This window comes from Paenibacillus sp. DMB20 (assembly GCF_000987955.1).
In the GTDB taxonomy this organism is placed as follows: Bacteria; Bacillota; Bacilli; order Paenibacillales; family Paenibacillaceae; genus Paenibacillus_AQ.
The window spans coordinates 121,812-135,190 of record NZ_LAZU01000053.1 but is presented as its reverse complement, the minus strand read 5'-3'; the positions used below and the strand labels follow the sequence as shown (position 1 = coordinate 135,190).

Annotated in this window: 13 protein-coding genes and 2 pseudogenes; all 15 read right to left on the bottom strand. The window is 48.4% G+C overall.

Annotated elements, in window-relative coordinates:
* Window positions 1–34: 34 nt before the first annotated feature.
* Entirely contained in the window at window positions 35–1,501 is a 1,467-nt protein-coding gene (locus XI25_RS28580) for a phage tail sheath family protein (RefSeq protein ID WP_046681235.1), read from the bottom strand.
* Between the two features lie 2 nt (window positions 1,502–1,503).
* On the bottom strand, window positions 1,504–1,710 hold the full coding sequence (locus tag XI25_RS28575; protein WP_046681234.1) for a hypothetical protein: 207 nt from the start codon (window positions 1,708–1,710) through the stop codon (window positions 1,504–1,506).
* Between the two features lie 10 nt (window positions 1,711–1,720).
* Window positions 1,721–2,548 carry a hypothetical protein gene (locus XI25_RS28570; protein ID WP_327204871.1) on the bottom strand — a complete coding sequence of 276 codons (828 nt, stop codon included), beginning with the start codon at window positions 2,546–2,548 and terminating at the stop codon, window positions 1,721–1,723.
* Between the two features lie 485 nt (window positions 2,549–3,033).
* Window positions 3,034–3,224 (bottom strand): annotated as a pseudogene (locus XI25_RS37125) (transposase); the annotation flags it as partial.
* A 77-nt stretch (window positions 3,225–3,301) separates the two neighbouring features.
* The gene (locus XI25_RS35555) at window positions 3,302–3,448 is read right to left on the bottom strand and encodes a hypothetical protein (protein ID WP_235440485.1); all 147 of its coding nucleotides are present in this window, start codon (window positions 3,446–3,448) and stop codon (window positions 3,302–3,304) included.
* A gap of 208 nt (window positions 3,449–3,656) precedes the next feature.
* Window positions 3,657–3,794 (bottom strand): hypothetical protein, encoded by a 138-nt coding sequence (locus tag XI25_RS33835; protein ID WP_200901493.1) that lies wholly within the window; start codon window positions 3,792–3,794, stop codon window positions 3,657–3,659.
* Entirely contained in the window at window positions 3,791–4,117 is a 327-nt protein-coding gene (locus XI25_RS28555) for a hypothetical protein (protein ID WP_046681231.1), read from the bottom strand. Before XI25_RS28555 ends, XI25_RS33835 begins: the two co-directional genes overlap by 4 nt.
* A gap of 11 nt (window positions 4,118–4,128) precedes the next feature.
* Window positions 4,129–7,332 carry a pyocin knob domain-containing protein gene (locus XI25_RS28550; protein WP_052759786.1) on the bottom strand — a complete coding sequence of 1,068 codons (3,204 nt, stop codon included), beginning with the start codon at window positions 7,330–7,332 and terminating at the stop codon, window positions 4,129–4,131.
* A complete protein-coding gene (locus tag XI25_RS28545; RefSeq protein ID WP_046681230.1) occupies window positions 7,332–7,877 on the bottom strand; it encodes a putative phage tail protein in 546 nt (181 codons plus the stop codon). The genes XI25_RS28550 and XI25_RS28545 overlap by 1 nt, the downstream gene beginning before the upstream one ends.
* Complete coding sequence (locus tag XI25_RS28540; protein WP_046681229.1) at window positions 7,874–8,932, bottom strand: baseplate J/gp47 family protein; 1,059 nt, start codon at window positions 8,930–8,932, stop codon at window positions 7,874–7,876. The genes XI25_RS28545 and XI25_RS28540 overlap by 4 nt, the downstream gene beginning before the upstream one ends.
* A complete protein-coding gene (locus tag XI25_RS28535; RefSeq protein ID WP_235440501.1) occupies window positions 8,925–9,305 on the bottom strand; it encodes a DUF2634 domain-containing protein in 381 nt (126 codons plus the stop codon). Before XI25_RS28535 ends, XI25_RS28540 begins: the two co-directional genes overlap by 8 nt.
* A 29-nt stretch (window positions 9,306–9,334) precedes the next feature.
* Window positions 9,335–9,631: a DUF2577 domain-containing protein gene (locus tag XI25_RS28530; protein ID WP_046681227.1), complete on the bottom strand. Its 297-nt coding sequence runs from the start codon at window positions 9,629–9,631 to the stop codon at window positions 9,335–9,337.
* A 6-nt stretch (window positions 9,632–9,637) separates the two neighbouring features.
* Window positions 9,638–10,602, bottom strand: a pseudogene (locus XI25_RS28525) (XkdQ/YqbQ family protein).
* Between the two features lie 12 nt (window positions 10,603–10,614).
* Window positions 10,615–11,334: a LysM peptidoglycan-binding domain-containing protein gene (locus tag XI25_RS28520; RefSeq protein WP_046681226.1), complete on the bottom strand. Its 720-nt coding sequence runs from the start codon at window positions 11,332–11,334 to the stop codon at window positions 10,615–10,617.
* A gap of 1 nt (window position 11,335) precedes the next feature.
* Complete coding sequence (locus XI25_RS28515; protein ID WP_235440484.1) at window positions 11,336–13,264, bottom strand: hypothetical protein; 1,929 nt, start codon at window positions 13,262–13,264, stop codon at window positions 11,336–11,338.
* Window positions 13,265–13,379: the final 115 nt, after the last annotated feature.

Genomic DNA, 13,379 nt, shown 5'->3' with positions numbered 1-13,379 from the left:
TTGCCGCCTTTGACTTAAGTCGAAAGACGTTTACTTACTGCACGTAAAAGGTGCCGAACAGTTGCTCCATCACATCGGTCAACTTCACGTTCCATTGCAGGAACACTTGATCCGGCTCCGGCTTATTCACCGCGGAATCGCCGTAATAGGCAGGATCCAGAATAACGTCGTAACCGTTCTGCTCAATCACATTACTAAGGGACAACTGGGCAAGGTATTCTTTCACGGCACCGATCAGCGCGAGCCGTCCTTCCTCGGTGTTGTTCACCTTGCCGATATACGTTTGTTCCGCAGCCTGCTGCAGATCGGCATTGATGGCATCCATAACGCGGATGGAACGAATTTTTTTCCAGGCGTTGTTTTGGCCCTCGGCCGGGTTAACCAACGTATTGATGCCGCGAAGCGCCTTAACCTGACGTCCGTCGAAAAAGAACAGGAACACGCCGCTTCGCACCGCCTGCTCCTGCTCGGAGCGCGTCCAGCGGCGGGTTACGTCTTCAAATGGAGTGACTGCGTATGTAGCGGATTGATTCAGCCGCTGACCTGCGACGAGACCTGCCACATAAGCTGCCGTCTGTGCGGAGCTGTAATCCACGCCCGTAAGACGCACGCCCGTGCCGACGTTGATGATTCCTTCATGATTTAGTGCCAGCGAACGGGCCGTTGCCAGTTTTACCGCATCCTTGGATACATCATCCGCTGAGCTTCCTCCAAAAACAGCCATCACGCCGCGGCCTTCGCCCCGGAGACGCTTCACCCAAGCGGCAAAACTTTGCAGCAACGCCATATCGGCTGCATAATCCAAGGCCAGTACGTCAAACTGCTGACCTTCCACCGCATCCTGCATCGCGATGTAATCGGCATTCGTAATTCCGCCATTGCCGCTCTTTCCTCCCGACAGCGCCGCGCCGCTCACATCGGCCGGAATGCCGCCGTCGCCGAGCACCTTGGCGGTTACCCAAACATTATCGCTGTCCTGGTTCATCTGCGCCGCAATCGCGGCTGCGGAGCCGTCCGCTCCTTTATAGGTGCCAAGCAGCTTGGCTCCCTCATACAGGCGAAGCTCGCGTGCCGAAGGATCGCCAAGAGAAGGCTGGATCGTGACAGAGAATCCGTTGCCCCGGCTGCCCGGGTATTTGGCCTGCAGCTGCAGAACATCGGACGGAGTATCCGCCGAATTTTTAAGCGTCACGGATGCGGTTGCCGCAGTGTTATCCGCCAAACGGTAAGCAAGCAGTTTTTTAGGTCCGCCCAGCAAAGCCATATACAATGTCTGGTAAGCTGTTGCTCCATCTAAACTGTCCGTGGAATACACTTCGCCAATCGCGCGTTCGCTTCCGATTTCCACAAATTCGCGCACCGGTCCCCAGTTGGCTTTGACCGGAACCACGACCGTACCGCGGGAGCCTCCCTGAATAGCGGTATCGGCCGCCGCCTTAAAATTCATATACAATCCCGGCAATACCGGTTTATTCATGTTTTCCCAAGTTCCACCCGCCATGATTAGACCACATTCGCTTTCATAAATTGTTTGATTTTTTCTTGAACCTCGGGTACCGTAAACAGCTCTCCGTCTGCCCCATACATCGCGCCTTCAAGCACTTCTGCCCGGACCTCGAACAGTTCCTTGGCATGGGCCTTCAATTCGGCCAGCTCATAACGGGGAGCACGGCTTTCACGGACTTTCGTGTCGACAGCTTTTTTAGCCATCAGGACCACCTCACTTTAAAATAGGATGAACGTTAACCCGGCGAATCAACGCTGCCTCTTCCGCCGGCCGCAGCCGCCTCTGCATCAGGGTCAGCTTAACCTGTCCGTCAAGAATGGGATCGGCCTGCAGATTGGCGGATGCCTCCGCCACCGATAGATACCGGCGATCCTCAGGATCCAGCAGCAACTGAACCTTGGCTCCGAGCTCCTCCACAAGCGCTACAGCCGTCAGCTGCCCGCTCTCCAAGGCCGGGGAAGCAATATGTCCGATAAAGCTCTTGCGGACTTCAACCATGGAAGCCCCCGACGTCTTTGTCTCGCAGCCAGCCATCCGCCAAAGAACGGCGTATTCTTCCCGGTCCGCCGGCCAGGCCGAATGATAGATCCGCCAGGGATTTCCCAGCAGCTCACTTGTCCAAGCCGTCAGAACATGAAGCCATTCGTCCGGCTGCATCGGCGGTCCGGTTCCTGAAGCTTCCGGCATGTAGATGCCGAAACGCAGCATTCTGCCGCTTTTTCCGGTTGCCGAATCAAGAATGTCCGCATCCGGCACGCCCAAGTAATGAAGGATAAACGCTTCATTGTCGGTACCGGTCACTCTTTTTCGGTGCAATTCCTTGATTAGTCGATTGGCCCATGCATCCAGCTGCCCCAAACCCAAGCTTCCTGCATGCAGCTTCAGCCGAACCACCTGCCTGTACCCCGCCCATGAGGATTTCCATACATCCTCGCCCAGCGAAATGACGGCAAACGGATCATCGGCTGCACCACCCGGCGGGCTTACATCATATACCCGGCCTGCGAGTTCGGGGATGCTGGCCGTGACGGCCTGCCTCACCGCCCCCCTCACTCCGGGAATGGCCGGAAGGCTTCCTTCCTGTCGTCAGCTCCACGGCTTTCAGCAATGATCGCTTGCTTGCGCAACACGGCCCCTCCTTTCCGTATTGAGTAGTAAGACGGGAATGGAGCCAAAAGCTTCTCCGAAACAAAAAGCCGGCCTTCGTCGGCCGGTTCGCAGTACACTGCGCGTGTTTTCGGTATGTCCTCTTTTGCTTCATTCCCGATGATATAATCTTACATCCCTGAAACGGATGCGCTGACGGATGAATGGACGGATAAAGAAGAGCTTTAAGCGAATGAAGGGATGAAAAATGTACGAATATATGTTCGTATTTCTTATCATTTTAAATTCCATGGGCACGTTATCCTCAGGTCTTAGAATAGCGATTTCGTCTTCCCACGAAAAAACCGGAAGGGGCTGTCCCAAAAGTAGTTTTTTATTATTGTGAGGTTCGCTTGATTCAAAAAAGGTCGAGTTAAGGGTTATATTTCTACCCCAAACTCGACCTTTTTGCTTCTTTGTTGCCACTTCAGCAAATTGTGGGCAAGGGAAAGCCACCCAACCTGAAGGCTTACTTTCGACAAGCCTCGAAGCAAGGAAGCGTCTAAATCCTCTGTTATTTTTCAGTTGCCCAATCTGGCTCAATCATTTGTCGAACCAACAGCATGTATCCCTTCTTCGTTTCGCAGCTCTTCCTGTATGCGTTTCCATTCAATAGGTTATTCCTACTCACTGAGATCTATACCTATTTTATTCTTCCAGTCTGTCGAGCCGCTTGTGCGCCTGCTTAAACGACTCTTCCAGCCTCGTAATTCTTTCAGACAATCCATCCATCCGCTGGCCTTGCAGCCGGAGATCCACCTGGATGTTATCAATGCCCCGCTTGATGTATGACACATCCGTATGCAGCGAAGCATCCGCTCCGGCCTCTTGGGCAACTTCCTGTTAAAAGGCCCTCGCCCCGCCCATCCAGCCCAGCACAATCTCACTGACAGCAGCCAATAAAGCGGTAACGGCAGTGATGTCCATCCTTTTCCCTCCTTTGAGTTTAAAAAAGCCCCCGGTAGGCCGGGGGCTAAAAAAAAACGCCTTGCGGCGTCACGAGTTAAGCTGTTTTGTTTACGACTTCGGCTACAACCGTTTTAAGATTATACAGCTGCGGAACCTGCTCTAATTTATATGTCCCGACCATCACCAGACTTACCCAAACCTTAACCAAACCGCTGTCCTTAGTAAACGTCATAGTCCCTCACCTCCTTCTGGGGCCTGAGGGGCAATCATCATCATTGTGAGCTCTGCCACCGCTTGGCGTAAAGCTCCATTTTCTTGTCCGAGTTCAGTGATTTTCGATTCCACCGTTTTAGGCGCGTAGTAATCATAATAAAGCTCATCAGTTTCCAAGTTGATCATCAGCCTCGATGCCAAGCCAGGAATATTGTCCGGGTAAACCATCGGCTTATCTCCAATGTCGCGGCCTGGCCTTGTTTTGTCGGCTTCAGTTGGGAAGAAAATAACCTCTTGCACTCGTCCAGTTGTCTCTGCAACTTTTTGATAAATAATATACATATTAACCCTCCTTAAAATACGACGACATAAGCTTTATTGACTGCCCCAGAACAACGGTGATCAACAGTAGGTGGGTAGTTAATAGAAAATTCGGCAATAAGTTTTAATGGGTCTTGAGTTCTGAAGTTTGATGGCAATGTTACCGTTTTTACATTACCGCCATTATTGAATCCCGTGAATACAATTTGTCGGGATGTACGGTCAAGTTGAAGTGCTGATATAGTTAGGGTTGTAGAGGGATTATTAAATGTTCCTTTCCCCACAATTCTATCTGCACCTAGTACAGCCCGCTGCCCCGAGCTATCCACGAGATACAGACTTACTTCCTGATAATTATTATTCTCCAAATATTGGTAACCAATTGAATTGCAGCTTATATATATCGTGTGTTTATTTAAACTTGTTTTGTTATCTGCTTCAATGCTAAAAATACTAGCAGTATTACGCCCCCCTGGAATCGTCAGCAATTCACGGGTATAGACAGACGAGAGAGGTACATCTGAAAATGACGTTGACACAAGGGATGTGGACCCGGTACTAATCTGTCCAACCTTACTCGCTAAAACCGCAAATTCGTCGCTTCCTGATGCCGGAACTCCCTTGTCGCTAATGGCGGAAGCGATCGCCTGTTTCCCGTTAGCGACAGAGGTAAAAAGGTCTGGGCTCCATGGATACCAAACACCGTTTTCCTTAGTTCGTTGGTAAAATGCATTAACTCCAGAGTTTAGCTTTGAGACCCTTTGGAGTACATAACCGTCCCCGTTCGTGTGACACTGCACTTCAATATAAATCCATCTATCTTCTCCTTCTAAAGTAGGAGCATTTTTTAATTTAAATCCATTATAAAATCCGTTTTTTACAAGCGTGTTAAGGTCGAACCCAGGCGGCAAATCGATGTTTTTCCAATCGTCCCTCGTCAATGCTGCTTTCTGCCACGGCTTTGAATCAACATATTTCTTTACATTTGTCTCCGCCTCTTTAGCAGCTCCAGCCCCAGCAATTAATTCTAAAGCAGAGACTATCGATGAAGTTGCAGTCGCATTTTGTTGTACAGCGTCAGTGAGTTCCTGTAGCATGGCCTTTTCATTAGTGGCGTAAGAACCGATAAACGGAACGACTAGCAATTTGTCCGGCATTAGGTATGTTACGGAATAGGCGGCGGTTTGATCAAAGTCTGACGGTAAAAATCTAACGTGCTGTTTGCCATATGCATTAGCATCATTTTCGATCTTTGCGGTATTATCAACCTGTCCATTTCGGTAAACTCTCAGCATGAGGGACACCTTATTCTTTAGTAAGCTTCCACTTAATTCTTTATTGTTGATATAGTAATTTCCGTTGGGTGAATAGTGCGTAGGCTTCGCTCTCTCCCGAATCACAATCCCCGTTCCAACCTCGATCTGATTATCGCCTTCATTAAACGTCAGCATACCTTCGGAATCGATAGACTCGACCGTTGGCGTTGCGAGTTGGTATACGAGTTGATACGGCGTAAACTGAGGAGCGATTATCGTAGGAAGTTGGCTCGTACCCTCGACAAAGGTACCTTCCGATATCCTTCGAGCCCACCCTTTGTACAGACCATCAGTCCTATTATAGACTCCTGTACCATCTGGATTAGATTTCGAATCAAACATCTTCCAACCCCAAAAATAGGCCTTAATCTCGTATGGCGTCGGATGGTAGCTGTCCCCCCAACCGCTGTCGGCACTTGATATATCGAGATAAACATAGTTGTTATCCCATAACGTAAACGAATCTGACGGAGCAGAGACATCCACGGTTGTACTGATAGTTAACATTTTCCCGTCATATTTAGTTGCAAAACCTGTTCCCGATGTGAATGGGAACCAGTTTAAAGTTATCGGAGCACCAATGCGTTTTACCCCTGTTACGCTGTTGTTAAACGCCCAATCTAGCGAACCATCCAAAACTTTTCTTTTCCACTTAGCCAGCTTGAAATACTGCCCGTTGCGTTCAATAACTTCGTCAGCATTCTCGGATGTAATAGGATCAGCATATAAGTCCGTTTGAAGAGCAAGCATAGAATCTTCCCGCGGCTTGAATGGTTTAGGAGTGGAACCAATTGTGAGCATCGGATTTTTAAATATAAAGTTCCCAACTCTTGGAGTGCTCTGCCCTTCCGCATAGTTCGATACATAAACTCGAACTGTATTTCTGTTGCCGCTATTAAACGTTATTGAAGCCACGGCTGTATTGTTCACAATTGCTATACCATCAGCCCCACCAGTAACTGACATCGAAGACCCATTCTGATCAATGCTTAAGGTATAGTTGCTGTTTGGTATTACGGGAACATCATATTCTAATGCTGAGACATTGTTTGTCGTCGAAGATATCTCCACTTCATATTTTGACAGGACTCTTGTTGTACCTTGTGCAACCCACTCGTAAAACGGCGGCAGCAGATTTTCCCCGTAACGAATCGCATATGGGTTACGGACTGGCTGAACGCTGTCAACGTACGGATACTTAGAGACGATCTGTTCAGGGGACATTGAGTCGAGTGCGGTGTATTCTTCTGCGGAGATTTCGTAAGCTCTCAAATTTTTAACCCAAGCGTACTGGTCAACTGCTCCTCTAAATACAACTTCTATCGAGCCGACAACGTCAGTTGTAGAAGAAAATTTTGTAGCCACTGTTACAAAATTTGAGGAATCGGATGACTTTATCAGTGAAACCATGTCTATGCTTGTAACACCTGCAGCTTGAACAAAAATTTCCTCAGTCGTGTTTCCGTTCTTTACTTCACCCAACAAGATATATTTCTTTCCAGCAAGATATTTCATGGGTCTTACAGCTAGTGCACCGGTTGTAGCTTTTAGGGTTACCTTTGACGCTCCAGAGTCAGCTACGGCAGTTATCTGATATTGAACTAATTTAGAGGGATCATCTGCTTTTCCTAAACGTCCTGCCAAATTCACCAACGTCCGCCCCTTAATCCCGCTTAACGAAAAAGGCGCGCTTCGTTCAGCGTTAAGGATTTGCATGCCTGGTTGAAGCACGACTTCCTGGTGCTTCTCAGTATCAAGGCGCTGGCTGGTATCTTCAATTGCTGCGTTCACTTTCCCGGCAAACTGATCGATAGTATCTGCGTTTTGATCAATATACTTTTCTAGATCGAAATACGTAGTTGCCGGTGAGGACCGGTCGATTTTATTCAATCCGATATTCGGTGTTTTGGGATTTGCCATTACGCTCCACCTCCTAGAAATCTATCTTGTGTCGTTAATTCAATTTTTTCTACGGTCATACTCTCCGCCTCTGCAATGGTTAGATATCGTAGCGAATACTCCACAGCCAGATGAGCAGGCTTTATCTCTTCAATGGCTGCTTTCAAGTCATTAAGATTTGGGGGCAAGCCGTACGTATCTACAAAACGGATCTTGATCTTATACTCTTCCGGCTGGACGCTAACATCGATGGAGCCGCGTTCATAAGCCTGGGCCACGCTTTTCAGCATGCTGCCGGATACTTTCCCGCTCCCTCGCATTTTCGAGATTACAACAGATCGTCTTTGTTCCACCGGTTTGGCCAGATTGACCGGAACGTTTAATTCCTGCTCATAGCGGGAAAGAGCCCAGGTTGCCGTCTCGGGATAGCTTTGGTTCATAACATCCTCTATGTCATAAGCCAGTCGATCCAGTTCCGTCCCTTCTACCTCGGCAATGGTCTTGATTTCCCTTACATGTTGATAATATGACGGCAGGTAGCTCATCCAAACTTCGGCTTTGCTCATGACACCGTCACCGTCCCCAATACGGCTACGGATTCGGAATCAACAGGAATGCTTTCCGTCCCTCCATTAAGCGTCAATATCTCGTAGTCTATGACTGCGGGAACATCCAAAATAACGTTGGCAATCCGATTGTACCGGACGAGCGGATCTGCCATCGCCAGCTCTTTTAAATATCGGGAAACCCCTTGCTCAATTGCTTCTTTTACCCCGTCTATACCTGCCCCATTTAACAGAGTCACCTTGACATCCACATCTATCGGAACCTCGAGCGCTCCCATTACCGTGACTACCGCTCCGACCGGAGCGGCTCCTTCCCCCATACCGTCCCGGGTAGGATCGATATACTTTTGTACCTCCTCTACCACAGGAGCTGCCGGGGCACGCATTTCATTATCCAGCAGCACCACCTTCACCGTGCCCGGGCCATTCCAAAGAGGAAAAGCCTTTGCCTTGCCAACCCCCGTATTTTCTCTGGCCCAAAACTCATATTGATGGCGGTTCGCGCTGGTAAGAGGCCGGGAGATTTTTTCCCGGTACCGGGTGAATAAAGATTCGTCCGATTCGGTATCCTCGCCGGGGACGAACAATTCAATCAGTTCCGCCTTAACCAGACCCTCCAAATACTCGAGCGGTAAAAGCGCTCCGAAACGCCGGTTACCCTCCTTCCCGGAACTCTCACATTCCAGCACATATCGCCCCGCCTCTATCCGTTTGAGCACCTTATAGTTCAGCGGATCCAGCGAAAAACGGCTTCCGAGGGGCACTTCCACAGGAACGGCGTCTTTACCCGAAAATACGCCCAACAACTGGGCCTTCGTTGCTTGTTTTCTTGTTATGCCTGACCATGCAATGCTCCGATCCAAATACTCTCCTGTCGCCGTTTCTGCAAACCTTAGATTCACAAAATAATCCAGATCCAGATACATTTGCGCCAATTCTGCCGCCGAAGGGGCTAGTGCATCATAAATAATGCTGCCCTCTCGCTTGTCGATGCTGTCCGGCACTCTCTCCAACATTCGTTCAAGAATGAATTCATACGTCTTTTCTTCAAACATCCTTACTCACCTCCTTGGTCATATGGAGCAATCCATACGCACTCTTCACTGTAAATTCAGCCATAGCCCGTTCCCCATGAAAAGAAATTCGGATATTTTCCACCGCCACAACGCGATCATCCTGCAGGATGGCTTCTTCAATGAGGCGCTCCAGCTCGGAATATGCCCACAGCGGATCGCGGCCAATGACCGAATCCAGTTCATGACCATAATCGCTGCTGTAAATCAGGTGTTCGAATCGACGGGTTTGCAATATTTTCACGACAGCCTGTTCTATCGCCTTTAAACCGTCGATCTGTCCGTCAATCGTCCCGTCTTCAAAATTCAAACGGTAGGTCAGACTTGGCTGTTCCACAGCCTCCACGATCTCCATTTCCGGCAATAACGTTCCTCCCTGCGGAATCATGACGGCTTCACCAGCCTATCCAATACCAGATATGTCTGACCGCCCTGGTAACGTACAAGCAGAACGGTATCTCCCGTTTTTAATCCCTGACGGATGACATACTCTTCGCCGGCAATATAGAGCTTGTACTCGGTCATAGACTCCCCCACAACCAAAAAATCCTCCGTGAGGTTAAAACGCTGGTCCACGTTCACCTCAAGAGGATTTTCGGAAATTACGGTACCGTATAGCACGGCCATGGGATTCGTGTTGCTGACGGCGCTCAGGCTCGCTTTTTTGATAATATCCAGCATCAGTCGTTACACCACCTTCATATTCAGTGACATCGTATGCGCTCCGCCTGAAAACTTATGCGTGCACTCGTCGATCAAATACGGTTTTAGCCCTTCTCCCGGAAGATTGACGTAAATCGTATGGCCCGCACGAACCCGGCTATCCCCAATCGCTTCAACAGACAGGGTTTGCTCCTCCCTGTTATTCAATTTCAGCAGGTTCTTGGCAAGCTCCTTCAACTGAGCGGGGTTCATGTTCTCATCTGCGACTTCATACAGGGAAAGGAGACCCCACTTGGCAATATTCTGTCCGTGCTGGTAAATATAAACGTCCCGCTTACCCGTTTCTTTGTTGTCCCTCACAACCTTAATCCGGTTGTATGTTTCGTTGTCGATGCTTTTTTTGTACGAAAAATCGGTCATGAGACTTTCTTCCCCAACCGCAAGCATCAGCAGCATGTCATTAATATTGGTCAGCGTTAATTCCCCGAACAGGTCATAAAACATGTAGTATTGACCAGTAGCCATTAAGGTCGCATCGAGTCCTTTAGAAATGGTATCGATCAATTTTTTATTATCCTCCAGCATGGAAGGAATTACATAGCCGGTATCCGCCAGCTTGCCCGTTTTCAGATTATAATCCTTGGCGATTTTGCGGATAATGTCTTCTACTTTTACGTTTTTGAAACGGTACGTATCATTGCTTGAAAGATACCGCATCTGGTCATAGGCAAGCAGCTTGACCTCTCCGTCAGCGCCCCATTCTTTGGAAAAGACATATCCGTAAAAAAGATTCTTGTCGTCTTTACGAAAACGAATGATATCCCCGTTCTCCACATCAAACTTTGTGCTTTGCGCCAGCCCGTGATCCACGTAAGTGATATCCAGCTTGCCGGCTTCGCCTGACGGCTTGTTTTCCATGTGATATCGGTAACAACTTGTCCGAGATCCCACGCGCTTCCGTTTTTCCGGTCCAGCATGATCTCAATCACATGACCACCCCCTTACGGAATTTTCAGAACCCGGCCAACGGCCAGTTTCCGAACCTCGTGATCCTTGATTCCGTTCAGCTTCTGAATTTCTCCGTGTCGGGAGCCGCTGCCAAGAAGCTTTTGAGCAATACTCCACATGGAGTCGCCTTTCGCCACAGTATAGGTTGCAGGCTTTTTCCGATCATCCGGTCTTATCTTCTTCTGAACGGAAGCAGCTTTTTTCCCCTTCACCGGTACGACCTTGCGAGCCCCGAAAAAAACGTATCGTTTTAACGTAATCGAAAACTCGATATCCTCCGGCGAGCCCGAAGCCGTATTCCAGTCAAAGCTTTCGATGGAAGCGGCCATGTTGATACCGAATGTTCTCATTCCCCGCACGACATTTCCTTTATCCGTGCCGCTCAGCGGATCGGGAACAAGTCCAGTCAGGACGAAGCGGACAGGCTTTCCGCTCTCCATCCACTCTTTGATTTTGTTCACGTAATCGATTGGGAGTTTCAAGTCGCCCTTGGCATCCCGATGCACGAATGGATAAACCCGTCCCGGGAAAAAGCTGTTGAATGAAATTTCCGTCAGCTTAGGGTGCAGGATCGCATTGATTTCACCCAGACCTGGAACGGTATAGGACTTGCTTTCCCCATTGTCCTTGACCTCAACCTTTTCGGGATTTACGGGAAACCGGAATACTTCCTCCTGATTGTTAAAGCTTAGAAACATTCCATATTCGCTCATGCTATAAGTACACCCCTTCCGCACTGGACACAAACTGCTCTTCCAGCGTACGGTTAATCTTGGACATGATCGTATCCAGATCCGCGCCGGAATTGATGTCTCCTGTCGTCATCTGCACGGTTGGCGTTAATGTGATCATGTTGCTGATCGCATTCACCTCAGCTAGATCACGCATGACTTTCAGATCTTCGCTCGCCACATCAACCGAGTTGTCGACTTTTCCGATCGAGTCAATGCTGCCCCCCATAGGAGCAACCGGCATCGGGGCGCTTGGCATTGCTGGCGTCTTTGGAGCCATTGGAGTCATAGCACTGACCGCCGCCGGGGATGGAGATCCCATTTCTGTATAAGCGACATCCTTTCCTGTCTTGCCCTCATTCCAACCTTTAAGCAGATCTTCCTGTGCCGCGTTCTTATCCGGCATGAATTTCTTCTTCAAATCGTCCATTGAGAAATTCTCGATAAAGTCCTGACCTTGTTCTTTAATTTTGGAATAATCCGCCCTGAACTCGATTTCGGCAATTTGATTGGCTTCGATACCCAGAAGGTTGGCAAAAAATCCGGATACGGCATTCACGCCTTTAATCAGTCCGTTAATGACACCAATGACAAAATTCACGGCGGTTTCCGCAATGTCCATGATAAAGCCGAAAGCGTTGCTGAAGACTTTTTTAATGCCCATTGTAACTACTTGCCAGGCTCCAATTGCTCCGATTATGGCAATGATTAGAGAAATAATTCGCATCATTGGACTAGCATTCAGAACCATGTTTAAAATTCTCTGGGCTCCAGCCAACAGTTTTGTCCATGTCGCTAACGCTGATTGGGCAGCAGCAAAAGCATAAGCTTTTATTTGACCGAAAATAAATCCGGCATTTAAAACCGCTAACAGCGCACCTACAAAAGCAATTACCGGCATCAAACCAAAGAAAATCGTTATTAGATTCCAGATCGTGTTCCCAACTCCTACAATGGCCGCCTTAATAAACTCCCACGCTGGAGGAATGGCTTCCGCAACCCACAAGAATCCTTGTGCGATCAACGATAATCCTATAGATAGAGCATTAATAAATGGATCGAAAGTTCCCGACTGAAAAGCAGCATTGAGCATATCAAGTATAGGAACTAATGAATCAAGAGCACCGCCGCCAATCTGTGTAAATGAATTATTTACGTTACCCAAGAGCATCTGCCACTTATTGATCGGGGAGTCCATCATCGTTCCTAAGGATTCCTGGGTTATCCCGGATTTCTGCAAGAGTTGATCCATTGATACCAAAAAAGCATCAAAATTCCCTTTTGAAGCAGCGATTTCGGCTGAAAACTGTCCAAGATCAGGTTTAGGGATATTGAAATTTTTAGTCAGTAAACTTGTATCCCCATTCATAGCACTCATAATCGCAGCCGTGGCATCTCCGGAACTTTTGCCTCCTGGAGACAGCTTGCTAAGACGATCGGCAAATCCGTTCAGCATCGCAATTTGATCCGAGTTTTGTGTCATCGACATAAACGAAAGCGCGTTATTTAATGAAGCATTGACATCCATACCGGCCTTTAGGGCATCCTGTTTGATCTTCTCAAACATGGCCGTTCCTACTTCCGGGTTCCCTACCTTGATCTTAAACAGGTCCTCAACCGCTTGTTCCTTAGCGGCAGGCAGTATGGCTACTTCAGCTGCGAATTTCAGGTTGTTAAAGGCTCCTTTTACTAAATTAAATGCACTACTGAGCTTACTGACCCGCTTCTCCCCTTGTTGAACTTCAACGTTCAAGTTATTTTGAGCTTCAGCAGCCTGTTGTATCTTTAATGTAGCCTTACTAAAACCTTTTTCCATTTGAAAGAACTGCGTAATCATCGCATTATCTATAGACGCTCCTAATTGTTTCATAGAAACACCTGCTAGAAACAATGCATCCTTAACCGTCCCCATACATTCACCCCCTCATTTAAATCTATTACCGCTTCCGAATCCGCTCGCGCTTCTCCTTCTCCACCCTCATGGAGATCATGGCATAGATGGCGGCCCGTTCCCGGACCGACATCGC